This window comes from Rhodococcus sp. X156, assembly GCF_004006015.1.
Taxonomy (GTDB): domain Bacteria; phylum Actinomycetota; class Actinomycetes; order Mycobacteriales; family Mycobacteriaceae; genus X156.
Window position 1 is genome coordinate 170,887 of sequence record NZ_CP034766.1, and the last position, 25,142, is coordinate 196,028.

General features: G+C 71.8%; 20 protein-coding genes. 14 read left to right on the forward strand and 6 right to left on the reverse strand.

Annotation, left to right across the window (positions count from 1 at the left end):
• Positions 1-64 precede the first annotated feature (64 nt).
• The 4 genes from ELX43_RS00800 to ELX43_RS00815 form a co-directional block, all read right to left on the reverse strand.
• Entirely contained in the window at positions 65-1,390 is a 1,326-nt protein-coding gene (locus ELX43_RS00800) for an LCP family protein (protein ID WP_164860541.1), read from the reverse strand.
• Positions 1,387-2,634, reverse strand: coding sequence for a glycosyltransferase family 2 protein (locus ELX43_RS00805; protein WP_241249495.1), 1,248 nt, complete (start codon positions 2,632-2,634; stop codon positions 1,387-1,389). Before ELX43_RS00805 ends, ELX43_RS00800 begins: the two co-directional genes overlap by 4 nt.
• 202 nt (positions 2,635-2,836) lie before the next feature.
• The gene (locus tag ELX43_RS00810) at positions 2,837-4,183 is read right to left on the reverse strand and encodes a nucleotide sugar dehydrogenase (protein ID WP_241249506.1); all 1,347 of its coding nucleotides are present in this window, start codon (positions 4,181-4,183) and stop codon (positions 2,837-2,839) included.
• A 338-nt stretch (positions 4,184-4,521) separates the two neighbouring features.
• Positions 4,522-5,319, reverse strand: a complete 798-nt coding sequence (locus ELX43_RS00815) for a hypothetical protein (RefSeq protein ID WP_127781712.1) — start codon at positions 5,317-5,319, stop codon at positions 4,522-4,524.
• A 391-nt stretch (positions 5,320-5,710) separates the two neighbouring features.
• Between ELX43_RS00815 and ELX43_RS00820 the strand changes: the two genes are divergently transcribed.
• The 13 genes from ELX43_RS00820 to ELX43_RS00880 all read left to right on the forward strand — a co-directional run bounded on the left by ELX43_RS00820 (position 5,711) and on the right by ELX43_RS00880 (position 21,343).
• On the forward strand, positions 5,711-6,958 hold the full coding sequence (locus ELX43_RS00820; protein ID WP_127781713.1) for an MFS transporter: 1,248 nt from the start codon (positions 5,711-5,713) through the stop codon (positions 6,956-6,958).
• Positions 6,959-7,126: 168 nt separating this feature from the next.
• Positions 7,127-8,509, forward strand: a complete 1,383-nt coding sequence (locus ELX43_RS00825) for an aromatic ring-hydroxylating dioxygenase subunit alpha (RefSeq protein ID WP_127781714.1) — start codon at positions 7,127-7,129, stop codon at positions 8,507-8,509.
• Positions 8,506-9,060 carry an aromatic-ring-hydroxylating dioxygenase subunit beta gene (locus ELX43_RS00830; protein ID WP_127781715.1) on the forward strand — a complete coding sequence of 185 codons (555 nt, stop codon included), beginning with the start codon at positions 8,506-8,508 and terminating at the stop codon, positions 9,058-9,060. The genes ELX43_RS00825 and ELX43_RS00830 overlap by 4 nt, the downstream gene beginning before the upstream one ends.
• A gap of 143 nt (positions 9,061-9,203) precedes the next feature.
• On the forward strand, positions 9,204-10,256 hold the full coding sequence (locus ELX43_RS00835; protein ID WP_127781716.1) for an LLM class flavin-dependent oxidoreductase: 1,053 nt from the start codon (positions 9,204-9,206) through the stop codon (positions 10,254-10,256).
• Positions 10,253-10,894: an isochorismatase family cysteine hydrolase gene (locus ELX43_RS00840; protein WP_127781717.1), complete on the forward strand. Its 642-nt coding sequence runs from the start codon at positions 10,253-10,255 to the stop codon at positions 10,892-10,894. Before ELX43_RS00835 ends, ELX43_RS00840 begins: the two co-directional genes overlap by 4 nt.
• Positions 10,894-12,231 (forward strand): NtaA/DmoA family FMN-dependent monooxygenase, encoded by a 1,338-nt coding sequence (locus ELX43_RS00845; protein ID WP_127781718.1) that lies wholly within the window; start codon positions 10,894-10,896, stop codon positions 12,229-12,231. The genes ELX43_RS00840 and ELX43_RS00845 overlap by 1 nt, the downstream gene beginning before the upstream one ends.
• A 209-nt stretch (positions 12,232-12,440) precedes the next feature.
• The gene (locus tag ELX43_RS00850) at positions 12,441-13,163 is read left to right on the forward strand and encodes a flavin reductase family protein (protein WP_127781719.1); all 723 of its coding nucleotides are present in this window, start codon (positions 12,441-12,443) and stop codon (positions 13,161-13,163) included.
• Positions 13,164-13,217: 54 nt separating this feature from the next.
• Entirely contained in the window at positions 13,218-14,291 is a 1,074-nt protein-coding gene (locus ELX43_RS00855; RefSeq protein WP_127781720.1) for a BMP family ABC transporter substrate-binding protein, read from the forward strand.
• A 1-nt stretch (position 14,292) separates the two neighbouring features.
• A complete protein-coding gene (locus ELX43_RS00860; RefSeq protein ID WP_127781721.1) occupies positions 14,293-15,930 on the forward strand; it encodes an ABC transporter ATP-binding protein in 1,638 nt (545 codons plus the stop codon).
• The gene (locus ELX43_RS00865; protein ID WP_127781722.1) at positions 15,927-17,081 is read left to right on the forward strand and encodes an ABC transporter permease; all 1,155 of its coding nucleotides are present in this window, start codon (positions 15,927-15,929) and stop codon (positions 17,079-17,081) included. The genes ELX43_RS00860 and ELX43_RS00865 overlap by 4 nt, the downstream gene beginning before the upstream one ends.
• On the forward strand, positions 17,078-17,992 hold the full coding sequence (locus tag ELX43_RS00870) for an ABC transporter permease (protein WP_127781723.1): 915 nt from the start codon (positions 17,078-17,080) through the stop codon (positions 17,990-17,992). Before ELX43_RS00865 ends, ELX43_RS00870 begins: the two co-directional genes overlap by 4 nt.
• Before the next feature lie 49 nt (positions 17,993-18,041).
• Positions 18,042-19,106: a TauD/TfdA family dioxygenase gene (locus ELX43_RS00875; protein WP_127781724.1), complete on the forward strand. Its 1,065-nt coding sequence runs from the start codon at positions 18,042-18,044 to the stop codon at positions 19,104-19,106.
• 50 nt (positions 19,107-19,156) lie between these two features.
• Positions 19,157-21,343 carry a cytochrome P450 gene (locus ELX43_RS00880; protein WP_127781725.1) on the forward strand — a complete coding sequence of 729 codons (2,187 nt, stop codon included), beginning with the start codon at positions 19,157-19,159 and terminating at the stop codon, positions 21,341-21,343.
• Positions 21,344-21,399: 56 nt separating this feature from the next.
• Here ELX43_RS00880 and ELX43_RS00885 read toward each other — a convergent pair whose 3' ends face one another.
• Complete coding sequence (locus tag ELX43_RS00885) at positions 21,400-22,482, reverse strand: zinc-binding dehydrogenase (RefSeq protein ID WP_206518066.1); 1,083 nt, start codon at positions 22,480-22,482, stop codon at positions 21,400-21,402.
• Between the two features lie 129 nt (positions 22,483-22,611).
• Here ELX43_RS00885 and ELX43_RS00890 point away from each other — a divergent pair, with 129 nt between their 5' ends.
• Positions 22,612-24,069 carry an aldehyde dehydrogenase family protein gene (locus ELX43_RS00890; RefSeq protein WP_164860542.1) on the forward strand — a complete coding sequence of 486 codons (1,458 nt, stop codon included), beginning with the start codon at positions 22,612-22,614 and terminating at the stop codon, positions 24,067-24,069.
• A gap of 63 nt (positions 24,070-24,132) precedes the next feature.
• Here ELX43_RS00890 and ELX43_RS00895 read toward each other — a convergent pair whose 3' ends face one another.
• Positions 24,133-25,113, reverse strand: coding sequence for an acetamidase/formamidase family protein (locus tag ELX43_RS00895; protein ID WP_241249509.1), 981 nt, complete (start codon positions 25,111-25,113; stop codon positions 24,133-24,135).
• Between the last annotated feature and the right edge of the window lie 29 nt (positions 25,114-25,142).

Sequence of the window (25,142 nt, forward strand, 5' to 3'; positions counted from 1 at the left end):
GTTGAGACAACGCAGAACGGGACCGTCACGCACGTGGCGGTCCCGTTCTGCGTCTGCGTGCTGGTCATCGCCGCGGCGCTGAGTCGGGAACCTCGGGACTAGCGGCGTAGGCCTGCGCAGGGGTGCCGAGGTGGGTCGAGCGACCCCGCGCGACGGGTATGCAACCCGGCTCGGCGGATGGTGCCGGCGCTGCCCCCGGGGTGGGGGCGAGCAGCACGGGCTGAGCCGGGCTCGGCACGGCCGGTGGTACCTCAGCAAGAGCGGGAACCACGGGTGGTGGCGCCTGCGGCGGGGTGAGCGGTTGCGGGGTGCCGTTGCGAAGCCGGTCGAAGTACGCCGCAGCCTCGGGCGCCGGGTCCACCGTGTTCGCCCCGCCTGCGCTGGGCACGGTGGGCATGGTGGTGAAGGTCAGCTGCGCTGGCGGTACCTGGCGCAGGATGTTGGCGAGGTCCAGCAGGGCGGGGACCGAGGCGAGGTCGTCGTCGACGGTCACGGCCTTGGTGGCGGCGTTGACCAGGGAGAGCACCTTCCCGGGGTTGGCGAGGGTGCCGGCGCTGGTGAGCTTGGTGACCATCGAGGCGAGGAACGCCTGCTGGGCCTGCTGGCGGCCGAGGTCGCTGCCGTTGCCGAAGCCGTGGCGGGTGCGCAGGAACTGCAGCGCGGGCACTCCGACGAGCGAGTGCCTGCCCGCGGCGAGCTTGAGCCCGGAGTACGGGTCGTAGACGTCGCCGTCCACACACACGTCGACGCCGCCCAGGGCGTTGGACAGCGACACCACCCCCCGGAAGTCGACGAGCACGAAGTGGTCGATCCGCATGCCCGTGAGCTGGCTGGCCGCGGCGACGGTGCAGCTGGGGGCGGCCTGCAGGGTGTTGCCGATGCGGCCGGTGCGGGCATCGCGGACCCGTCCGTAGCGGTCCTTGCAGCGGGGCACGTCGACGATGGTGTCGCGGGGGATGCTGGTGACGGTCGCGCTCGTGCGGTCGGGGGTCACGTGGACGAGCAGCTGCACGTCGGCGTTGGCGCCGCCCCGGTCACCCCCCGCCGCGCAGCTTCCGCCCAGCGCGCAGTCGTCGGCGGTGGACCGGCTGTCCGAGCCGATGACCAGGATGTTCAGCGGGGTCCGGCCCTGCGCGTCCTCCGGGTGGTCGGGCAGGGCGGACAGGCCGTCGGTGAGCGGGGAGTGGGCGATGGTGTCGGTCAGCCGGTCGTAGAGGAACGCGCCACCCCCGGCGACCACAGCCACGACCAGGGTGAACGTCAGCCCCGCGGTGGCCCAGGGCGAGCCCCTCCGCCGGGGCCGCGGAGCGCCGTGGACCACGGGGTTGCCGACCGGGCGGGGCGGTCCGGGGAAGCGCCGCAGCAGCGGGTAGCGGCCCGAAGCGGTCACCGCGTGCCCCACTTGGAGTTGCGGATGGTCAGGATCGCGTAGGGCATCTGCCAGACGAAGACGGACGCGTAGAGCAGCGAGAACAGGATGCTGTACGCCCAGATGCGCTCGGGGCGGTGCACGCGGAAGTAGAGGCCGTACATCAGCGCCATCACCACCACGCCACCGAGGAACCACACCGGGGCGACCGGGTCGAGGGCGAACAGGTGCCACACGACGCGGGCCACGACCAGCGGTCCCAGCAGCGGCAGCACGAAGCCGAGGAGGAACGACACCGACATGATCGGGTTCTTCCGCCACATGAACCGGCACGCCCGCAGCGACTCCCGCGTCCAGCTCTTCTTCCACCGCAGCTGCTGGCGCAGGAACGTCTTGATGTCGTCGGGCACGTTGGTGTGGGCGTAGGCGTCGGGCGCGTAGAGCACCTTCCACTTCTGCAGCATCAGGTTGGTCAGGCTGCGGTCGTCCCCGAACGTGGCCGGCTCGCCGAGGAACGTCTGGTTGCGCCACTCCTCGAGCACCGGGTCGACGGCGGTGCGCCGGTAGGCCGAGAAGCACCCCGAGCAGCAGGTGACGGAGCCGAACAGCGCCTCCGCAGACTTGTGCACCCGGAAGGCCACGAAGTAGCGGACCGCCTGCATGCGGGTGAGCACGTTGGTGTTGCGGTTGAGGACGTCGGTGTGACCGGTGACCGCCCCGACCGACTCGTCGGCGAAGTAGCGCATCATCGTGGCGACCGACTCGGGCTCGAGCCGGGAGTCGGAGTCGATGAACACCAAGACCTCGGCCTCGCCGGCGAAGTCGATCCCGGTGGCCATGGCGTGCCGCTTTCCGCGGTTCTCCGGCTGCGGCACGACGACCAGGCTCTCGCGGGTGCGCTGCAGCTCGCGCACGCGGGCCAGCGTGTCGTCGGTGGAGCAGTCGTCGACCACGACCACGCGCAGCAGGTGGGCGGGGTAGTCGACGTCGAGGCACGCGGTCACGGTGGCCGCGATCTCGTCCTGCTCGTTGTAGGCCGGCACGATCAGCGCCACCGAGGGCAGGCCGGTGGGCGAGAGCTGGGGGGGCTGAGGCACGTAGCACCAGGCGAGGGCGTACCGGGAGAGGATGTAGCCGGAGGTGACCAGCCCGTAGGCCAGCAGGACGGGCTCCTCCCGCAGCACCTCGACGGAGACGATCTTCACGGCCACCACGATCGCCACCAGCACCGCGATCGCCAGGTAGAGGGCGCGCCGCTCGGCCACCACGCTCCGCGGCGCACGGTGCGCGCCCCTGCCGCGTGTCGTCAGCGCCTGTCCCGTCCGGGCCGTCGCTACCGCCGCCGTCACGTCCGGGGCGACGAGGTTCGGGTCAGGGTGGCGGGCGGCCGACCGCGGGCGGCGGGGGGGACTCAGGCCGGCGTGGCGGTGCTTGCCGCGGACCCCGTCGTGGAGAGTCAACGACTCGTCACGGGACGTCGCGGTGCGGAACACCGTCGAGCCGGTAGGTGGTGTCCACGACGCCAGGGACCGCGGTGAGCCAGCCCAGGTCGAGGGAGCTGTGGGCGGTGTGCAGCACGGCGACGTCGACGGTGACAGCGGCGGGGTCCGCGACCCCGGTGAGCACGGACCCGTCAGCCAGGCCCACGCTGGTGATGAGCGGGTCGTAGAAGCTCACCACCGCGCCGGCCGCGGACAGCTCGGCCAGGATGGCCAGCGCTGGGGACTCCCGCACGTCGGCCACGTCGGGCTTGTAGGTGACGCCGACGACGAGCACGCGGGCACCGCGCACGGCGTGGCCCAGCCCGCGCAGCGTCTGCGCAACCCGTTCCACGACCTGGCTGGGCCGCCGTGCGATCGCCGTCATGGCGGCGGAGATCAGGGGTGCGTGCACCTGCTGGCGGCGGAGCTGCCAGAGCAGGTAGTGCGGGTCGCACGGGATGCACTCGCCCCCCACCCCCGGCCCCGGGTAGAACGGCATGAACCCGTAGGGCTTGGTCGCGGCGGCATCGATCACGTCGCTCACGTCCACCCCCACGGTGGCGCACACGTCGGCGAACTCGTTGGCGAGCGCGATGTTCACGGCCCGAAAAGTGTTCTCCACGAGCTTGGCCATCTCTGCCACCTCGAGCGAGTCCACCTCGTGCACCGACCCGGCCGCCCGCGCGACGAGCCCGGCGGCCGCCACGGTGCAGCCGGCGCTGGCTCCACCGACCACCCGGGTGACCTGTTCCTGCGGGTACCGGGCGTTGCCGGGATCGATGCGCTCGGGGCTGAACGCCACGAAGACGTCCTGCCCCGCCACCAGGCCACGCACGCGGAGCGGGTCGACGAGCAGGTCGCGGGTGCATCCGGCGTAGGAGGTCGAGGTCAGGACCAAGGTCTGCCCGGGCACGGCCAGCTGGACCAGGGCGGCGCACGCGCGGCGCAGCGCCCGCAGGTCCGGGTTGCGAGCCGCGTCCACCGGGGTCGGAACACAGATGATGACCGCGGCGGCCTCCCGCAGGCGCCACGGCTGGTCGGTCAGCAGAAGCTCCGGGTCGGCGAGAGCCACGGCGAGCCGGTCCTGGTCGGCCCCGAGCAGGTCCACCTGGCCCCGGGCGATCGCGTGCAGCCGCTGTGGGTCGAGGTCGATCCCGACCACCCGGTCGCCGGCGTGGTGGAACGCCAGCGCCGTGGGGAGGCCGACGTAGCCGAGACCCACCACGGCCACGTCGTAGGTGAAGGTGGTCGCGCCCCCCGGCGGCGACACGGGTGGGACGACGCGGCTGCCGGTGGTGACTGCGGTCGGGGTGGACAGGTCAACGTTCACCACTTACCCCCCTGGTAGGCAGTTCGGCTGGTCAAACAGCGTGTGCGTGCGACCGCGTGGCCAGTTGCGTCGTCGGTGGCGACCTTGGCAGCAATTTCCGCCCGAGAAACCTCAAAGTATTTGCGCAGAGATTCCCAGTGCGGGGCGACCCTTGTCAACCGGAAAGAAGGGCGAGTGTGACTATTACCACGGTCTACCGAAAACGGAGGTAGAACGGCAAAATCTCTCTCTGTAGAACTGCTGTCACAATGAGTTGTGCGTAATGGTCAGAATTGGCCACTTAAAGTGGCCCCATTGCACTTACGGTGACCGCAAAGAATTGACACCAGTGTCGGAAAGGGCTAGCTGGCCTTGCTCACCGTGACACTGCCGAAGCGGAGCTCGGTGTTGTCCCCGCGCACGCCCACGCGTCCAGGACCGGTCAGCGCAGGGGTCCCGTCCTGCCCGCTGTCGACGGCGGAGAGCACTGGAGCTCCGTTGACCAGCAGGGCGACGTGGACCCCGTCGGCGGCGTTGCGCACGTCCACGTCCACGTCCACCGGCCGCCCGACGGTGCACGGCAACGACCCCGACGCCATGGTGGTGTAGCGGCCCGAGGCGGGAGCGCCGGCGGTCGGCGCCTTCTTCTTGATCGCTGTCGTCCCGTCCCGACGACACACCGTGACCGCGTACAGCTGGCTTGGTGAGGTGTAGCGCACGAACAGGTGCACGCCGTCCCAGCTGTGCATGCCCGTGCGGGCTGAGGTGGTCGGCGCCGCCACTTCCAGGCTCAGGTGAAACCGGACGTCCGCGAAGTGGTCCGGCCTGCTCACCGCTCGCAGCACCGCGGACCCGGTTCCGCGGCTGGAGCTGACGTCGGGCGAGGCGTCGTCGGGGTAGCCCGACCACGCCCGCCCGCCGTCGGCGAACAGCGATCCGCTCGTCACGATCCAGTCCGGTGAGGTCACGGCCCCGGGCCGGCGCGGAGACCGGTGGGCGACCTCGTTGGTGACCAGCGAGCGGCCCATGTCGAACGTCGGCTGCCACGGCCCGTCCAGCGGTTGTCGTTCCGCGTGCACGAACACCGGGACTAGTGCCGCGGCGAACAGCACTGCCAGCGCCGCGACGAGGTAACGGACGGGTCGACGAGGGATGCGCACTCGGCTCACTGTCCACCCGTTATCGGGTGTCCGCATTCTTGGTCGCTTGACCATCTCGCGCCTGGGCGCCAGGCCGTCCCGGAGGAATGGGGCTGGGCGGCCCGGGGAACGCTTTCCGAGAAACGCCATGTGACGCCCTTCTCCCTCGTCGAGGAATGGCTGTGGCAATCGTGTTTGCGCCATTCTAGTGGGTACTGGTGACAATGGTTGGGCAAGTTGTCTCGAGTGCGCGGAGAGCTGTCCGCGGCCTGGGGGTTGTGCGGAACCAGCGAACGCGAGGGGTGGCGCCGACGCGCCACCTGCCGTGTCGCTCCCGGGGCGGGCGGGTTACTAGGGGGCGAGGCTTCGATATTGATTGACACGATGTCGTCACGCATTACAAGATGAGGAGATGGTGCAGGCGGAGCGGTCCGAAGCGGTCCCTGCCGGCACCTTGCCGCAGCGCCGGCTGGCTCGCTCCGCGCCTGCCTACCGCTGGGTGGTGCTCGCCGCGGGGGTGTTCGCCCAGGGCGCGGCCGCGTCGGTGCTGCAGGGTCTGCCCAGCCTGGCGACCACGCTGCGCGCCGAGCGCGACCTGTCGCTGGCCGCCCTCGGGCTCGTGCTCGCCGCCAGCACCGTGGGTCTGCTGCTGGCGCTGGTCCCCTGGGGCTGGCTGGCCGACCGGGTGGGCGAGCGCTGGGTGATGACGTGGGGGCTGCTGCTCACCGCCGCCGCCCTGGTGGGGGCCAGCCGGGCGGGCAGCGTGGCGGTGCTGATGGTCTCGCTGCTGCTGGCGGGCGCCGCCTGCGCCAGCGTCAACGCCGCCAGCGGCCGTGCGGTGATCATGTGGTTCCCGCGTCGCCAGCGCGGAATCGCCATGGGCACCAGGCAGACCGCGATCCCGCTGGGTGCCGCACTGGCGGCGCTGGGTCTGCCGGTGGCCGCGCGCGCCTGGGGCCTGCCCGGGGCCTTCCTCTCCGCCGCCGTGGTGCTCGTGGTGGCGGCGGTGGTGGTCTGCGTGTTCGTCACCGACCCGCGCAGCCCGCCGGACGGCGACGAGGAAACCGCAGGTGAACCGGCCCAGCCGGCGGGAAGCAGCCGTGCCGTGGTGCTGCTGTGTGGTGTCTCCGCCCTGCTGGTGATCCCGCAGCTCACCATCGTCAGCTTCCTGGTGATCTACCTGGTGGACGGCCACGGCATCTCCGCCGCCACAGCCGTGGTGCTGCTGGCGGTGGTGCAGCTGGGTGGCGGCGCTGCCCGCATCGGGCTGGGCTGGTGGAGCGACCGGACGGGATCGCGGGTGGGGCCGCTGCGCGCGGTGGCACTGGTGACCACCGGCCTGCTGCTGGCGGCCGCGGCGGGTGAGCTGGTCGGCGGCGTGGTGGCGGTGGCCGCACTGGTGCTGGCGGGCTTCGCGGCCATCAGCTGGAACGGGCTGGCGTTCACCGCGGTGGGCGAGCTGGCCGACCCGCGGCGCATCGGGTTCGTGCTGGGCGTCCAGAACACCGCGGTGGCCGCCGGGATGGCGCTCACGCCGCCAGTGATGGGCACCGTGGTGGAGCTCTCCAGCTGGGCGGTGGCCTTTGCCGCGGTGGCCGCTGCGGCGGCCCTGGCCAGCGTGGTGCTGTCCCGGCTGAGCAGAGTCTCGGCGGTGCGTTAACTCTGGAAGACGGCCCGGTAAAACCCTGTGCCCCAGGGCCGCAACCGGTTGACAGGCCCCACGAGCGGTTGGTCGAATATCTCGTAGTTCGAGACGGCATCTCAGTCAAACCGACAGCGCTGGTGCACAACGGCAGCGCTGACTGACCAACTCGTGGGAGCGCCCCTTATGACCATGATCGACTCGCCCGGGGCCACGGCAGTGGACGAGCGCCTGGAGGTCGGCAACACGCTGATCGCCCAGGACTGGGAGGCCCTCACCTTCAAGGTGCACCGTTCGGCGTACCGAGAGAACGCGGTGTTCAACCGCGAGCGCAACGAGATCTGGGGTCACACCTGGCTCTACCTCGGCCACGAGACCGAGATCCCCGAGGCCGGCGACTTCAAGACCCGCACCCTGGGCGGGCGCCCGCTGATCTTCGTGCGGGACCGGCACGGCACCGTGCAGGCCTACCTCAACGCCTGCCCGCACCGCGGCACCATCCTGTGCCGCGAGCCGGAGGGCCGGGCGAAGAACTTCCAGTGCTTCTACCACGCGTGGACGTTCAAGAACTCCGGCGAGCTGGCGGCCCTGCCGGACAGCGACGCCTACCCGCAGGACAGCGCGTTCGTCGAGTCGCTGTCGCTGCGCACGGTCCCGCGCCTGGGCATCCACGAGGGCTTCGTCTTCGTCGCCTTCGACGAGCAGGTGCCCGACCTGCTGGAGCACCTGGGCAAGGCGGCCGACGTCATGTCGATGACTGCCTCGATCGGGCCCAGCGGCATGACCACCGTGCCCGGTGTGCAGCGCTACAGCGTCAAGGGCAACTGGAAGCTGGCGGTGGAGAACGCCATGGACGGATACCACTTCGCCCCCACGCACAACACCTTCGTCGGGTACCTGCGGGAGACCGGCTTCGCGGTCAACGACGACGCCCAGTACGCCCACGACCTCGGCGACGGCCACGGCCTGGCTGTGCTCACCGGGCACAACGGCCGCATCGGGATGATCTGGGAGCCCCGCTTCGGGGAGCGGGAGAAGATCCGCACCGAGGCCAAGCGGAAGGAGCTGGTCGCCCGGCTCGGCGCCGAGCGGGCCGCGGCCGTGGCGGACTCCTCCAAGATCCTGTTCGTCTTCCCCAACCTGCTGCTGTTCGACCTGGAGGCACTGACCATCCGGCAGCTGGAGCCGGTGGAGCCCGGGGTGACCGACGTGCGGGCCTGGCAGCTGGTGGAGCGGGACGAGCCCGACGACGTCCGCGCCCTGCGGCTGAAGACGATGGCCAGCTTCGTCGGCCCCGGCGGCCTGGCGACTCCCGACGACATCGAGGCCTACGAGGCCGTGCAGCGGGGGGTGGTCGCCACCGCCGACCTCGACCCCTTCGGCGGCTTCGCCGACACCGACCTGGACTGGAGCGACATGTCCCGCGGCATGGCCGACGACCTCACCGGACCGCGCGGACGCTCCATCGACGAGGGCGTGATGCGAAGCTTCTGGCGGCACTGGAGCCGACGCGTCGGCGAGCTGCCCGGAATCGGACCCGACGCGAGCCGGCTGGGAGGCGTGGCATGAGCACCGGTGCAGTGCACACCAGCGCAGTGCTGCCGAACGGGACCGTCCCGCCGCAGGAGCAGGGCAGCGACCGGGCGGTCGTCCGTGCGGAGGTGGAGGACTTCCTCTTCGCCGAGGCGGCCGCGCTGGACGAGTGGCGCCTGGACGACTGGCTCACGCTCTTCGTCCCCGGTGCGGCGATGCAGGTGCCCACCACCGACGTCACCGGGCTCGGCCCGGAGAACGCCGGCTACTTCGTCGCCGACGACTGGGACCTGGTGCGCGCCAGGGTGAAGCGGCTGAAGAGCCGCAAGGCGCACGCAGAGAACCCGCACTCGCGGACCAACCGGCTGGTGAGCAACGTCCGCCTCACCGAGCGGGCGGGCGACCAGCTGCGGGTCTCGGCGAACTTCGTCGTCAACCGCTTCCGCGACGGCGGGGAGTTCACCTACGTCGGCCGCTACGACCACCTGCTGCAGGTGCAGCCGGACGGGCTGCGCTTCCTGCTGCGGCGCTCGGTCCTCACCAACGAGTCGATGAACCCGGGAGCGCGCTTGAGCTTCATCCTCTGACCCGCGACCACGAAGGAACCCGAGAACCTCACACACCATTGGGCCGTCGACGAGAACGCTTCCGCCCCGCTCCCGGACACGTCTACCGAGACCCCGGACGGGCGTGGCGTGTGAACCCCACCCACCCCAGGCGGAGGCCACCAGTGAGCACCACCGAGTACGGAGTTTTCCTGCCCATCTCCAACGGCGGATGGATCGTGTCCGACACGACGCCGCCGATCGAGGCCACCTACGACTACAACAAGCAGGCCGCCGTCGCCGCCGACCGGCTCGGCTTCGACTTCGTGATGTCGCAGGGCAAGTGGCGCGGCTACGGCGGTCGAACCGACCACTGGGGCCGCACCCTGGAGTCGATGACCATGATGGCCGGGCTGGCCGAGGCCACCGAGCGGGTCAAGATCTGGTCCACCGTGCACACCATCCTGTTCAACCCCGCGATCGTGGCCAAGATGTTCACCACCCTCGACCAGATCAGCAACGGCCGGGTGGGCATGAACGTGGTGGTGGGCTCCTACTCCCAGGAGTTCGCCCAGATGGGCCTGTGGCCGGAGCACCTCGACCACGCTGACCGCTACCGGTACTCCGAGGAGTGGGTGCAGCTGCTGCTGCGGCTGTGGAGCGAGGACTCGGTGACCGCGCACGGGGAGTTCTTCAACCTGGAGGACTGCTCCTCGCGGCCGCACCCGGAGAAGACCCCCACGCTGATCTGCGCCGGGCGCTCCCCGGCGGGCATCGACTTCCAGGCCAAGTACTGCGACGCGTCGTTCCTCTCCGCCTTCGACCTGGCCGGGCTGCAGCAGGTCAGCCGGGAGGTGAAGCAGGCGGCCGCCGAGCAGGGGCGGGCGATCAAGACCTACACGATGACCACCGTGGTGATGGACGAGACCGACGCCGCCGCCGAGGCACGCTGCCGGGAGTACTCCCGCGGCGTGGACCGGGAGGCGCTGGAGAACATGGCCATCGCCTACGGCATGCAGACCGACAAGAACGCCACCCCCAGCGCCAAGGCCCAGGAGCAGGCCGGCTTCCAGTCCGAGGTGGTCGCCGGGTCGCCGGAGACGGTGCTGGAGAAGATCGAGGAGCTGGTCAGCTACGCCGAGCTGGACGGGCTGATGCTCATCTTCCCGGACTACGTGGTGGACCTGGAGCACTTCGGCACCCTGGTGCTGCCCAAGCTGAACCAGGCACGGGCGTGACCCTGCCCGGGCCCGCTGCCCACGGGGCCCTGCTGGTGATCGACGTGCAGCGCGACTTCGCCGACCCCGCCCACCTGGGGTGGGTGGACGAGGACGGACTGGCCGCGGTGGCCACGGCGGTGCAGCGCACCGGTGAGCTGGTGGACGCCTTCCGTGCCGCCGGCGTCCCGGTGGTGTGGGTGCGCCTGGAGCAGACCCCCGACCAGCCGTGGGAGTCCTCGCGCTGGCTGCGCGGACTGACCGCTGACACCCCGTGGCCGGCCGAGGAGCCCTGCGTGCAGGGCAGCGCCGGGGTCGAGTGGTTCGAGCTGAGCCCGGCGCCGGGGGAGACGGTGGTGAGCAAGCGGGGCTACAGCGCCTTCCTGGGCACCGAGCTGGACCAGGTGCTGCGCGACGCCGGGGTGCAGTGGCTGTGCACGGCCGGGCTGACCACCGAGTGCTGCGTGCTGGCCAGCACCTTGGACGCGGCGCAGCTGGGCTACCGAGTGCTGGTGGCCGCCGACGCGGTGGCCAGCTACACCGCCGCCGAGCACGGGGCGGCACTGGGGATCCTGGCGGCGCACGCTGCCCGGCTGACGAGCAGCACCGAGCTGCGCCACGCCCTGGGCGACGGCCTGACGAGAGCGGTGGCGTCCTGATGAAGCTGGCCTACGACCTGTCGTTCACCCACACCGAGGGCCGCTGGGCCGCCCCCGGCTCGTGGGTGGGCACGAGCTATCCCGACCACCGGATGTTCACCGAGCTGGCCGTCAGCGCCGAGCGCGCGGGCGTGGACATGCTGTTCTTCGGCGACGGGGTGGGCATCCCGGACACCTGGAAGGGCTCGCTGGACGCGGCGGTGCGCTGGGGCATCCAGTGGCCCCGCCAGGACATGAGCCCGGTGATCGCGGCCATGGCGCAGCACACCTCGCACATCGGCTTCGGGCTCACCTACTCCTCCACCTACCTGCATCCCTTCTACGTGGCCCGGCTGATGAACTCCCTGGACCACGTCACCGGCGGGCGCATCGCGCTCAACGTGGTGGCGTCGGGCCGGTTGTCGGACGCGGCCAACTACGGCTTTGACGCGCTGCTGCCACACGGGGAGCGCTACGAGCTGATGGAGGAGTTCGTCGACGTCTGCCGCCAGCTGTGGGCGTCGGTGGAGCCGGACGTGATCGTGGCCGACCGGACCACCGGGCAGTACGGCGACCCCGCCAAGGTGCACCCCATCCACCACCGTGGCAAGCACTTCGCCGTGCGCGGGCCGCTGCCCAGCGTGCCCAGCCCGCAGGGGCGTCCGGTGCTGGTGCAGGCGGGGTCGTCGCCGCGGGGCATCGCGGCCTCGGCCGCCTTCGCCGACGTGGTGTTCGGCGTGGGCGGGCACCGGGAGTGGCAGCTGCGCCACCGCGCCGCCCTCGACCACGAGCTGGTGGCGGCCGGGCGCGACCCGGCGGAGGTGGGCATCCTCTGGGCGGTCCAGCTCATCGTCGCCGCCACCGCGGAGGAGGCGCAGCGGCAGCGGGCGGCGATGCTCGACCAGCTCTCGCTGGAGGGCATCGGGACCTACCTGTCCTACAACTGCGGGTTCGACTTCTCCCGGCTGCCCGAGTCGTTCGTGCTGGGCGAGGTTCAGGAGCAGATCGAGGCGGCGCAGGCCAGCCAGGCCGGGTTCGTCAGCCAGCTGGTCGACCGGATGGGTGCCGACGCGCGGATCAGCCGTGCGGAGTTCTTCGACGAGGGCTGGCGCCACGCCACCGGCTACGACCAGACCATCGCCGGGACCGCCGAGCAGGTGGCCGACGAGCTGCAGGAGCAGCACGAGGCCACCGGCGCCCGCGGCGGGTTCATGGTGACCAACCCCGGGTCCATGCCCGGTGCGCTGGACCAGGTGTCCGGGTTGCTGGTGCCCGAGCTGCAGCGACGCGGGCTGCGCCCGGACGGCTACACCGAGGACACCCTCGCGGGCACCCTCCTGGGCCGTCCGCTGCGCTGAGCAGCGGACGGGAACAGGTAAAGATGCCGTCTTTCATTACGAGACAGGTGCTCTATGGCTCAGCTTCGTTTCATCGCGGTTACCTGATGTGAGCGTGTGTTTCTAGTTCGTACCAGGCGCGAAGAAACCGTTGACACCGTTCCGCTTGTTCGCGAACCATCTCGCTTAACGACATGCCGTATCACATCAAGTGAGAGTGAGTGCCGCTCATGAGTGCCAGCCCCACCTGGACGACCCTGGAGATGACGGGCCGTACCGCCGCCCAGAAGCAGGGCCTGCTCTCGCACCTGGTGGTCCCGCGCCCCATCGCGATGATCACCACCGTCGGCGCCGACGGCCAGCTCAACGTCGCCCCGTACAGCTACTACATGCCGGTGTGCGGCGAGCCACCGACGATCGCCCTCACCATCGGTGGGCTGCGGGAGGCCACCGACGCCCCCAAGGACACCTGGACCAACATCGAGCGCACCGGCGAGCTGGTCATCAACGTGACCGGCGCGGCCCTGGGCCCCTACATCGAGACCGTGGCGCGGGAGTACCCCACTGACGTCTCGGAGGCGGACGTGGTCGGCTGGGAGACGGTTCCGTCCCGGATGGTGTCGCCGCCGTCGTTGGCGCAGAGCCCGGCGCACCTGGAGTGCCGGGTGCGCGAGGTGATCGACCGCGGCGACATGGGCGCCCGGTTCTCCGGCTTCCACCTGGTGCTGGTCGAGGTCCTCTGCATCACCGTGGACGAGGCCATCCTGGCCGGCCCCGGACGCATCGACCCCGAGCGCGTCACGCCGATCGGCCGCATGGGCTTCCCCTACTTCGTCGCCGCGGCCGGCGAGGCCCTGTTCCAGCAGGAGCGCATCGCCTACGCAGACCTGCCAGACACAGCAGACCTGCCGGACACCGCAGACCTGCCCACCACAGCTGACCTGCCTGCCTGATTCTGCTCCGCCCCCAGTGCCATCCGCGCTCTGCCAACTTCCCCGGAGGAACACGTGAGAACTGCTCGAGCCACCCCGATTCTCGCGGGGGTATGCGCCCTCGCCCTGGGGCTCACCGGTTGTGCCGACCGCGCCTCGGACACCCCCGACGCCGCGGGCTCCGGACCAGCCGCCGCGACGTCCAGCCAGCCCGACGTCAACGGGGACGGCAAGGTCGTCATCGGCGTCATCAGCCCCGGCGACCTCAACGACAACGGCTACTACGAGAGCTTCGTCTCCAGCGCCCAGACGTTCGCCGACAGCAAGGGCTGGAGCGTCATCAAGATCGGCTCGGTGAACCCGGCCAACGCGTCCGAGCAGGCCCGCAACCTCTGCCGGCAGAAGGTCGACCTGGTGGCGCTCGCCGCCGCCGAGCTCAAGGACGCCATCCCGGTGGCCGCCGACCCGGAGTGCGCCAAGACGGCCTGGTACGCCCCGTCCAGCACCGACCTGGAGGTCACGCCCTACATCGCCCTGTCCCGCGACTTCGTCAACGAGTCGATGCTGGCGGCCGGCTACGCCAACGGCATCCTGATGCGCGACGCCGGCATGACCAAGGCCGGCTACATCACCGGCCCGCAGGCGGACTTCTCCGTGATGGGCGCCAAGGCCTTCGAGGTGGGCCTGAAGATGGTGGTGCCCAGCGCCACCCTGGCCACCACCTACACCGGTGACTTCAACGACTCGGCCAAGGCTCGCGAGGCCGCCCAGGCCCAGCTGAGCCAGGGCGTGCAGGCGCTGTACCCCTACCTCGGCGGCGCCACCGACTCCGTGGCCGAGCTCGGCAGCGGCAAGGGAGCCATCATCTCCACCCCGGGCACCGACCGGTGCGGGGAGAGCGCGATCAACTGGAGCGTCTCGGTCGTCTTCGACCCGGGCGCCTACTTCTCCGCTGCGCTGAAGGAGTTTGCCGACGGCAAGCTGGCGATGGGGAAGATGCGTGAGTGGCACCTGGGCAAGGACTCGGTGCCCACCGTGCTGCTGTGCAAGGGCACCGACGCGCAGAAGGCCGAGCTGAACGCCTTCATCGCCAAGGTCGGCAGCGGCGAGATCGTGCCGGACAAGGTCATCGCCCAGGCCGGCGCATGACATGACCACTGCCGGCACCGCCCCGGAGCAGCCCGTCCCGCTGTCCGAGGCCCCTGAGATCGGTGGACCGCCCGCACCGCTGGTGCTGCGCGGCATCACCAAGCACTACGGACGCGTCACCGCGTGCGAGGCGATCGACATGACGGTGGGCGAGGCCGAGATCCACGGCCTGCTCGGGGAGAACGGTGCCGGCAAGTCGACCCTGATGAAGATCCTGCTGGGCCTGGTCAGCCCGGACGACGGAGCGGTGTACCGGTCGGGCAAGCGGGTCCGCATCGACAGTCCCTACGCGGCGCTGAACCTGGGCATCGGCATGGTGCACCAGCACTTCAGCCTGATCGAGGCGCTCACGGTGTGGGAGAACGTGGTGCTGGGCGAGCGGGGCAAGGTCGACCGTGCCGCCGCCTGCGCCGACGTGGAGGCGGTGGGTGCCCGCTACGGGCTGCCCATCGACCCGCTGGCCACGGTCACCGAGCTCTCCGCCGGCCAGCGCCAGCGGGTGGAGCTGATCAAGTGCCTGCGGCGGGACCCGCAGGTGCTCATCCTGGACGAGCCCACCTCGGTGCTGACCTCGGCGGAGTCGCAGGAGCTGTTCGCGGTGCTGCGCAACGCGGTCGTGGCCGAGAAGCGCTCGGTGATCCTGATCAGCCACAAGCTGTCGGAGATCGCGGCGGCCACCGACCGGGTGACCGTGCTGCGCCGGGGTCGGGTGGTGCACCGCGGGCTCACCGCCGACTCCTCCCCGGCCGAGCTGGCCCGGCAGATGGTGGGCCGGGAGGTCTCGCTGCACCACGGCGGGGCGCTCGGGGTGGAGCTCGACCAGATCGAGCTGGTGGAGCCGGCAGCGTCGGCACAGTTGGGGAAGTCGGTGACCGAGCCGTCGGAGGGGACGGTGCCCGCGCTGTCGCTGGACGGGCTGACGCTGCGCAACGCCGAGGGTCGGCTGCTGCTGGACTCGCTGTCGCTCACCGTGCAGCCGGGGGAGATCGTCGGGCTGTACGGGGTGGAGGGCAACGGCCAGTCCGAGCTGGGCGACGTGGTCTCCGGCCTGGTGCCGGAGGTCACGGGAACGCTGAGCGTGGCCGGCACGCCGGTGGACGTCTCCGCGCCCGGGGCGGTGGCTGCCGCCGGCATCGGGGTGATCCCCGAGGACCGCCACCGCAGCGGCGTGGTGCTGGACATGAGCATCGCCGACAACCTGGTGATGAAGGACCTCACCGCGGTGTCCCGGCGGGGCTGGCTCAACCGCAAGGCGATTCGCGAGCGCGCCGAGCAGCTGGTGGCGCAGTTCAACATCGCCACCCCCTCGGTGGACGCGCCCATCCGCAGCCTCTCCGGCGGCAACCAGCAGAAGGTGGTGCTGGCCCGTGAGCTCTCCGCTCGGCCGGCGGTGCTGGTGGCCGCCCAGGCCACCCACGGCCTGGACGTGGGGGCCATCGAGGACATGTACGTGCGGCTGCGGGAGGCCGCCGACAGCGGCGTGGCGGTGCTCCTGGTCAGCACCGAGCTGGAGGAGGTGATGGCGCTGTCCGACCGGGTGGCTGTGCTCTCCGGCGGCCGCATCGTGGGCGTGCTCGCCCGGTCCGAGGCCACCAACGAGCGCCTGGGCATGCTCCTGGGCGGGGAGGAGGCGGCATGAGCTCCGTCGCCACGATCACGCCCGACCCGGCGCCGCCCGCCCCCGCACCCACCCCCGGGGGCCCGCCGCGGTGGCTGCGGGTGGACGGCTCGGCCGTCGGCCAGCTGGGCATCACCGTGCTCGCGGTGGCGGGCGCGCTGCTGCTGTCCACCCTGCTGGTGGCCGCCACGGGTGGCTCCCCCTGGGCGGTGGCCACCGCGATCGTGCAGGGCGGGGTGGGCGACGCCGCCGCGTGGTCGCAGACCCTCACCGTGGCGGCCCCGTTGCTGCTGGTCGCCGTCGGGGCCTGCGTGGCCAGCCGCGCCGGGGTGTTCAACATCGGCCAGGAGGGCCAGGTCCTGCTCGGCGCGATGGGCGGCACGTTCATCGCGCTGAAGATGGCCGGCCCGTCCACGGCGGTCATCGTGGTCAGCCTGCTTGCCGGAGCCCTGCTGGGCGGGGTGCTGGCCGGCATCAGCTCGCTGCTCTTCCGCATCCGCCGGGTGAACATCGTGGTCTCCACCCTGCTGCTGTCCTTCGTGGCCATCCAGGTGGTCAGCTACGCGGTGAGCACCCCGTGGCTGCTGCAGGAGCCACGCAAGTCGGCCTCGGGCACCGCGGCCTCGCAGTCGGCGCTCATCCCGGCCGACGTCCGGCTGCCCACCATCGGCGAGTACCCGGGGCTGGCGCTGAGCGCGGGGCTCATCCTGGCGGTGCTGGCCGCGTGCCTGGCCTGGACCGTGCTCTCCCGCACCGCCTGGGGCTTCCGGATTCAGATGCTCGGGCTCAACCCGCTCACCGCCGCCCACGCCGGGGTGCGGGTGGCGCTGGTCAGCGCCGCGGCCCTGGCGTTCTCCGGCGCGATGGCCGGGGTGGCCGGCGCCGTCATCGTGGAGGGCTCCGCCTTCCGGCTGCAGCCGGCGGTGTCCAACAACTTCGGCTGGGACGGCCTGCTGGTCGCCCTCATCGCCCGCAACCGGCCGCTGGTGGCCATCCCGGTGGCCATCGCCTTCGGCGCGCTGCGCACCGGGTCCAACTTCCTGGCCTCCACCGGGGTGCCCATCTACCTCGTCAACGTCGTCCAGTCCCTGCTGGTGCTGGCATTCGTCATCGCCCCGGCGATCAGCCTCGTGCTGGCCCGCCGGCGCCTGAACCGGGGGACCGCCGCATGAGCATCGTGGACAGCTCCGAGGTCATCCTCTCCAGCGCGGTGCGCCTGACCGCGCCGCTGGCCTTCGCCGCCTGCGGGGAGTACCTGGCCGAGCGGGCCGGCACCCAGAACATCTCGGTGGAGTCGATGATGCTCTCCGGGGCGTTCACCTCCATCGCGGTGGCCAGCCAGACCGGCAGCGCCCTGGTGGGCCTGGTGGCAGGTGCCGTCATCGGGCTGCTGGTGGGGATGCTGCACGGCCACCTCGCGCACCGGCTGGAGGTCAACACCTTCGTCGTCGGCCTGGTGCTCAACACCTTGGCCCTCGGGCTGACCAGCTACCTCATCTCCATCGCCGACTTCACCAACCACCAGGTGGACCTGCTCACCATCCCCGGGCTCAGCGAGATCCCGGTGCTGGGGCCGGTGCTGTTCTCCCAGCGCTGGCCGATGTACCTGCTGCTGGGCCTCGTCCCGCTCACCTGGTGGCTGGTGGAGCGCAGCCGCTGGGGCCTGGAGCTGCGGGCGGTGGGCGACAACCCGCAGGCCTGCGACGCCACCGGCATCGACGTCAACCGCCGCCGCCGGCAGGCCCTGCTGTGGTGCGGGCTGCTGTCCGGCCTCGGCGGTGCCTACCTGGCCGTCGGCGAGGTCGGCTCGTTCAACGCCAACATGACCGGCGGCCGCGGCTTCCTGGTGCTGGCCGCGGTGATCTTCGGCTGCTGGCGCCTCAAGGGCACCCTGGTCGGCTGCGCGGTGTTCGGCTTCGCCGACGCCCTGCGGCTGGCGCTGCCCGCCCTGGGCCTGCAGCTGAACTCCCAGGTGCTCATCGCCGCGCCGTACCTGCTGGCGCTGGTGGCCATGGTGGCCATGACCAAGTCCGGCCGCGAGCCGCGCTACCTGGGCCGGCCCTTCGCCCGCGGACTCACCTAGCTCGTCCCGTCCACTCCGACTCTCTGCCGAACCCCCAAGGAGAACCACCATGACGACCTCGACGGCGCTGCAGCCGATCACCGGACCCGCGGCCTGGACCGGCGCCGAGCTCGCCGGCAGCACCGAGTGGGTGTACCTGCTCAGCGACGCCGAGATCGCCGAGCTGGAGGAGGCGGGCCGCCGGTTCGTCACCGACAACCCCGACCTGCGCACCGTGACCCCGGCCGACTACCCGCTGCCGGTGTGCGCGGCGGGCATCGCCACCTGGACCCACGACCTGGACCGAGGCCGCGGCTTCGTGCTGGTGCGCGGCCTGCGCACCGAGCTGTACTCCGACGCGGTGTCCGGCGCCATCTTCTTCCTGCTGGGCCTGTACCTGGGGGCACCCATGCCGCAGAACCAGATGGGCGACCTGGTGGACCACGTGGTGGCCACCTCCAACAAGACGATGGACGACCCCGAGGCGCTGCCCTCGCGGGTGCGCGACAAGCTGGAGTTCCACTCCGACTCCTCCGACGTGGTGGGGCTGATCTGCCTGCGCGGCGCCAAGAGCGGCGGCGAGAGCCGGCTGATCAGCGGTGCGGCGCTGTACAACCGGGTGCTCGAGCTGCGTCCGGACCTGGCACCGCTGATGTTCGAGCCCTGGTACTGGGACTGGTACAAGCAGGACCACGACGCACCCGCCAAGACCTACGTCTCGCCGATGGTCAGCCACACCGACGGCGTGTTCAGCATCTACGCCGGCGGCTCGATGATCTGGAGCGCGCAGGACTACCCGGAGACCCCGCGGCTCACCGACGCCCAGAAGGAGCTGCTGGAGCTGATCCCGGAGATCACCGCCGACGAGAGCCTGCCGCTGGACATGCAGTTCCAGCCCGGCGACATGCAGTGGCTGCTGAACTACGCGGCCCTGCACTCGCGCCGGGAGTTCACCGACTTCCCCTCGATGCAGAAGCGTCGCCACCTGCTCCGGCTGTGGCTGCGCCGCCACGAGCAGCGCCCGCTGGTGCCCAGCTTCGGCAAGCCGGTCACCGCGGACAAGGCCCCGCAGCAGGAGGGCGGGTCGTTCGACATCGTCGAGGCCGTCATCCCCCAGGAGACCTGGGGGCTGTAGCCGCGCGAGCAGAGGTTCCGGAACGACGGCACGGCGAAGGGCAGCAGAGAGTGGCGCAGCAGCGAACGGTCATCGACTTCGACCACCACCGGGAGGAGTTCCGCGAGCACGCCACCACGGCCTACGCCCGGGTGCGGGAGTCCTGCCCGGTGGCGTGGACGCCGGCGCACGACGGGTACTGGGTGACCAGCCGCTACGCCGACATCGTGCGCATCGCCCGCGACGACGTCACCTTCTCCTCCGCCCGCGGCGCCAACCCGCAGCGGGGCACGGCCATCGTGATCCCCCGCGGGCCGGGCCTGGAGCAGTTCCCCATCGAGCTGGACCCGCCGCGGGCCACCGTCTACCGGGAGCTGGTCAACCCGCTGCTCACCCGGGAGGCGGTGGCCGAGCTGGTGCCGATGATCCACCGGCACACCGACGAGGTGATCGACGCCTTCATCGCCGACGGCCACGCCGACCTGGTGGCGCAGCTGACCAACCCGCTGCCCACCGCGGTGACCCTGGACTGGCTGGGCTTCCCTCGGGAGGACTGGAAGCGCCTGGCGGGGCCGGTGCACGACATCTTCGCCGCCGCCCCGGGCAGCGAGCGGGCCGCCCGTGGGGGGCAGGCGCTGGGCTGGATGGAGACGCGCATCCGCGATCTGCTCGCCGCCCGGCGCGCCGAGCCGCGCGCCGACGTGCTGAGCCGGCTGGTGGTGCAGACCCGCCCCGACGGCACCCGCTTCGACGACGACGAGCTGGTGTCGGTGGTGTTCCTGCTCATCGCCGGCGGGGTGGACACCACCACCTCGCTCACCGGCTCCACCCTGGTGCACCTGGCCCGCAACCCCGCCGACCGCGCGCGACTGATCGCCGACCCGGAGCTGCTGCCCGCGGCCACCGAGGAGTTCCTGCGGGTGTTCGCCCCTTCGCAGTCGATGGCCCGCACCGTCACCACCGACACCGAGGTGGGCGGTTGCCCCATGAGCCGCGGGGAGCGGGTGCTCATCCCCTGGGTGGCCGGCAACTTCGACCCCGAGGTGTTCACCGACCCCGAGCAGGTGCAGCTGGAGCGCAACCCCAAGGGGCACCTGAGCTTCGGCATCGGCAGCCACCGCTGCGCAGGGGCGCACCTGGCCCGGGCGATGTTCACCGCCATGCTCACCCGGGTGCTGCAGCGGCTGCCCGACTACCAGGTGGACGAGGCGGGGCTGGCGCGCTACGAGTCGTGCGGCAGCCAGGCCGGCTGGGACCGGGTGCCCGTCACCTTCACCCCCGGTTCGCGGCTGGACTCCGCCGCCCCGGTGCGACCGGGCGTGCGGCCAGCGGTGGTGGTGAGCCGCCAGCAGTGGACCGCCGACGTGGTGGCGCTGGACCTCGCCGCCCCCGACGGCGCCGCCCTGCCGCCGTGGCGGCCCGGTGCGCACGTGGCGCTCACCCTGCCCTCGGGCGCCACCCGGCACTACTCGTTGTGCGGCGACCCGGACGACCTCTCCCGCTACACCGTGGCGGTGCGGCGGGAGGCCGCCGGGCGCGGCGGCTCGGCGGAGGTGCACCAGGTGCTGCTGCCCGGCACCACGGTGGGGATGTCCGCACCGCGCGAGCGCTTCGGGCTGGCCGAGGCACCGTGGCGGACGTTCATCGCCGGGGGCATCGGCATCACCCCGATCATCGCGATGGTGCGCTCGCTGGTCGCCCGCGGCGACACCGCCTGGGACCTGCTCTACTGCGGCCGGGACACCGCGCTGATGCCGCTGCTGGCGGAGGTGCGGGCCCTGGGCGGGCGGGTGCACGTCTCCGGCGAGCAGGGCCGGGTGGACCTGGACGCGGTGGTGGCCGGCCTGCCCGCGGGGGCGGCGGTGTTCTGCTGCGGCCCGGACTCGCTGATGGACGGGGTGGCTGCGGCGGTGGCGCACACCGACACCCCGCTGTTCGTGGAGCGCTTCGGCGCCGGCGCTGAGGTGGACGTGCTGGGCCCGGACGCGGCCGGCTTTGCCGTGCACCTGCAGCGCACCGGCCGCTCGCTGGCGGTGGCGGCCGACCAGACGCTGCTGCAGGCGGTGCGCGAGGTTGTGCCGGGCGTGGCGTCGGACTGCGAGGAGGGCTACTGCGGCTCCTGCGAGGTGCGGGTGCTGGCCGGGCCGGTGGTGCACCGCGACAGCGTGCTCACCGCCGCGGAGCGCGCCCGCTCGGAGTCGATGATGCTGTGCGTGAGCCGCTGCGCGGCCGGGCAGGAGCTGGTGCTCGACCTGTAGCTACCCCCCACGGCCCGGTCACCCTCAGCAGGTGGCCGGGCCGTGCGGCGTGCGCGCTAGAAGGTGAGCACGGCCTTGACCACCGCGCCGCTGCGGGTGTGCTCCCAGGCCTCGGCGACGTCGGCGAAGGCGAACGACTGCATCAGCTTCTCCGCGGGGAAGCGACCGGCCTCGGCCAGCGCCAGCAGGCTGGGGATGGCCACGTCGGGCAGGCTGGAGCCGGAGATGACGCCGGTGACGGTGCGGCCGTTGAGGACGGTGCGCCAGTCCAGGCTGATGGTGGTCTCCGCCCCGATGCCCACCACCGCACAGGTGCCGCGGCGGTTCAGCGACTCCACGGCGGTGTGCAGCACGCGGCCCACCCCGGTGCTCTCCACCGCGTGGTCCACCCCGTCCGGGGCCACCTCCGCCAGGGTGGCGGCCAGCTCCTCGGGCAGCACCGTGCGGGTGGCGCCCAGCTCCTTGGCCAGCGCCAGGCGCTCGGTGCTGAGGTCGACCACCACCACCTCCCGTGCTCCGGCGGCGGCCGCCGCCATCACCGCGGCCAGGCCCACCGTGCCGGCACCGAACACCGCCACCGTGTCGGCAGGGCCGGGCTTGAGCACGTTGAGCACGGCACCGGCCCCGGTCATCAGCCCGCACCCGTAGGGGGCGACCGCGGCGGGGTCCACCCCAGCCGGCAGCGCCACCAGGCTGGACTCGCGCACCAGCATGTGGGTGGCGAAGCTGGACTGGCCCAGGAAGTGCGCGTACGCACCCGCCCCGTCCACGGTGATGGTGGACGAGCCGTCGGCCCGGCCGCCGGTGAAGTTCAGCCGGTCGAACTCCCTGCAGTAGGCGGGCTCACCGGTGCGGCAGCGCAGGCAGGTGCCGCACCGGGCGAAGCTGGCGATCACCGCGTCGCCCACGGCGAACCGGCTGACCCCCTCGCCCCACTCCTCCACGTGGCCGGCGCCCTCGTGGCCCAGCACCGACGGTCGGGAGACGTCGTGGGAGAAGTGCAGGTCGGTGGCGCAGATGCCGGTGGCGGCCAGGCGCACCAGCACCTCGCCGGGGCGCGGGTCGTCCAGGCTGACCGTCTGCAGCTCAGGGGCGCGGCCGGGGGTGGTCACCACGGCGGCGAGAACGTCACGGGACACGGGAAGCTCCTTGGTCGGGGGAGGTGCGTCGGGAGGGGTTGTGACTGGCCTGTGCCCCGCAGGAAACAACGTTGTTAAATGCGAGATAGCGTATTGCTTGCCAAGACGGAAGTATGCCATCGTCCAGTCATGTTGTCGCTGCCCGAATCCCAGCTGCTGATCAACGGGGACTGGATCCCCGCCACCGACGGGGGCACTCTCGCCGTCACCGACCCAGCCACCGGCGAGGTGATCACCACGGTGGGTGCGGCCGGTCCCGCCGACGTGGACCGGGCCGTGCGCGGGGCGGCCGAGGCGGCCCGGGCCTGGGCCCGCACCTCGCCCGCCGAGCGCGGGACGGTGCTGCGCGCGTGGGCCGGGCTCATCGCCGTGGCCAGCGAGGAGCTGGCGGCGCTGGAGGCCCGCGACGTGGGCAAGCCGCTCAGCGACGCCCGCCGCAACGTGTGGATCGCCCACGACATGCTGGTGTACTTCGCCGGGATGGCCGACAAGGTCACCGGGGCCACGCTGCCCTCGCGGCTGGAGGAGAGCTTCGGCTTCACCCTGGCCGAGCCGCACGGGGTGTGCGCGCTCATCACGGCCTGGAACGTGCCGGCGCTGCTGATGATGGCCGAGGCCGCCCCCGCGCTGGCCGCCGGCAACACCCTGGTGGTCAAGCCGTCGGAGGTGGCCCCGCTGGTGGTGCTGCGGCTGGCCGCCCTCGGGGTGGAGGCCGGCCTGCCGCCGGGGACGATCAGCGTCCTCACCGGCCTCGGGACCGACGCCGGACAGCCGCTGGTGAGCCACCCGCTGGTCAACCACGTCAGCTTCGTCGGGTCCACCACCACCGGCAAGGCCATCATGCGTGGCGCCGCCGAGCGGCTGGTGCCGGTGAAGCTGGAGCTGGGCGGCAAGTCGCCCAACGTGGTGTTCGCCGACGCGGACCTGGACGCCGCGCTGCCGCTGATCGCGGCGTCGATCACGGAGAACTCCGGGCAGAACTGCAACGCCGGCTCGCGGCTGCTGGTGCACCGCAGCATCGCCGCCGACGTCACCGAGCGGCTGGCGGCGATCATGGCGGCCACCCGCATCGGGCACTGGGACGACGACCTGGACATGGGTCCGCTGGCCAGCGAGGCGCAGCGGCAGAAGGTGGAGCACCACGTGCAGCTGGCCCGCGGTGCCGGCGCACGCATCGTCACCGGTGGGAGCCGGCCCGAGGGGGAGCGCTTCGCCCACGGCTACTTCGTCACCCCCACGCTCATCGACCAGGTGGACCCGACCATGGCCGTCAGCCGCGAGGAGATCTTCGGCCCGGTGCTCACCGTGCAGGAGTTCGGCGACACCGACGAGGCGGTGAAGCTGGTGGACGACACCGACTTCGGCCTGCAGGTGGGCATCTGGACCCGGGACGTCTCGCGGGCGCTACGGGTGGTGCGCGAGGTGCGCAGCGGTCAGGTGTCGGTCAACGAGCCGTCCAACGTGGGCGTCATCGGCCTGCCCTTCAACGTCACCAAGGCCAGCGGCTTCAACAGCGGCGGTGGCTACACGGCGATGCGCGAGTACACCGCGGAGAAGGCGGTGAGCATGCGCCTCGGCGCGTGGTGAGCCGGACCTGGCACCGCGAGAAGCCCCGCACCACCCGGTGCGGGGCTTCTCGCGGTGCCGGGCTCAGGCCCAGGCGGGGAAGTCCTTCTTGCTGATCAGGCAGTGCACGCCCTTGACGTCGTCCACCACCTGGCTCACCACGAAGTTGCCGGCCGCGCTGAGGTAGAGGTAGGCCACCGACGGCGGCACCTCCGCCACCTCGGCCAGCACCCGGATGGCCTCGCGCACGCACTTGCGCATCGCCTCGTCCAGGTCGCGGTCGAGCCCGATGGCCACCCAGTGGGTGGGGGTCTCGCCGACGGGGCCGTCCAGCGCGCCCACCGAGGCGAAGGCCGCGTCCGGGGTGAGCACGGTGAGGCGCACGGTGGTGCGCAGCGAGGCCTCCAGCGCGGTCAGCGACACCTCGCCGTTGCCCTGGGCGAAGTGTGGGTCGCCCAGGTAGTAGCCCGCCCCCGGCACCTGCACCGGCAGGTACATGGTGGAGCCACTGCCCAGGTCGCGGACGTCGAGGTTGCCGCCGTGGCGGCCCGGCGGGATGGTGTTGAGCGCCTCCTCGGTGGCCGCGGTGACCCCGGACAGGCCCATGAAGGGGTGCAGCGGGAAGGTGATGCCGCTGCCGGAGTCCCAGCGCATGGTCGCGGTGTGCGCGGCCAGGTCCACGGTGCAGAACTGGCTGAGCAGGTTCACCGGCTCGCCGGTCTCGTCGTCGACGGGGCGCTCGCCGGCCAGGCAGCCCAGCCCGTGCCGGCTGGAGACCACGCCGTAGGGCACCCGCGGGTCCAGCTGCAGGTACTCGATCTTGAGCACGTCACCGGGGCGCGCGCCCTCCACGTGGATGGGCCCGGTGACCACGTGCGGGCCGTCCGGGCCGCGGGTGTGCACCACGTCGGAGGCGGCCAGCTCCGCCAGGTCGGTGAGCACGTCGTCGGCGGCCACGCCGTGGCTGTCGAAGTAGGTCAGCGGGTCGCGGCCCTGGTCCTCCATCAGCCCCTCGTGGGAGAGGGTGTCGACGGTGACGGTCTCGCCGGAGGCGATGGTCAGCACGGGCTTGCGGTCGGGCGTGGGTAGCCGTC

Excerpts from the sequence above, each read along its gene's own strand:
- ELX43_RS00830 (WP_127781715.1), top strand. The coding sequence starts at position 8,506 with ATGAGCACCGGTGCAGTGCACACCAGCGCAGTGCTGCCGAACGGGACC.
- ELX43_RS00890 (WP_164860542.1), top strand. The coding sequence starts at position 22,612 with ATGTTGTCGCTGCCCGAATCCCAGCTGCTGATCAACGGGGACTGGATC.
- ELX43_RS00820 (WP_127781713.1), top strand. The coding sequence starts at position 5,711 with ATGGTGCAGGCGGAGCGGTCCGAAGCGGTCCCTGCCGGCACCTTGCCG.
- ELX43_RS00825 (WP_127781714.1), top strand. The coding sequence starts at position 7,127 with ATGACCATGATCGACTCGCCCGGGGCCACGGCAGTGGACGAGCGCCTG.
- ELX43_RS00870 (WP_127781723.1), top strand. The coding sequence starts at position 17,078 with ATGAGCATCGTGGACAGCTCCGAGGTCATCCTCTCCAGCGCGGTGCGC.
- ELX43_RS00845 (WP_127781718.1), top strand. The coding sequence starts at position 10,894 with ATGAAGCTGGCCTACGACCTGTCGTTCACCCACACCGAGGGCCGCTGG.
- ELX43_RS00875 (WP_127781724.1), top strand. The coding sequence starts at position 18,042 with ATGACGACCTCGACGGCGCTGCAGCCGATCACCGGACCCGCGGCCTGG.
- ELX43_RS00850 (WP_127781719.1), top strand. The coding sequence starts at position 12,441 with ATGAGTGCCAGCCCCACCTGGACGACCCTGGAGATGACGGGCCGTACC.
- ELX43_RS00860 (WP_127781721.1), top strand. The coding sequence starts at position 14,293 with ATGACCACTGCCGGCACCGCCCCGGAGCAGCCCGTCCCGCTGTCCGAG.
- ELX43_RS00865 (WP_127781722.1), top strand. The coding sequence starts at position 15,927 with ATGAGCTCCGTCGCCACGATCACGCCCGACCCGGCGCCGCCCGCCCCC.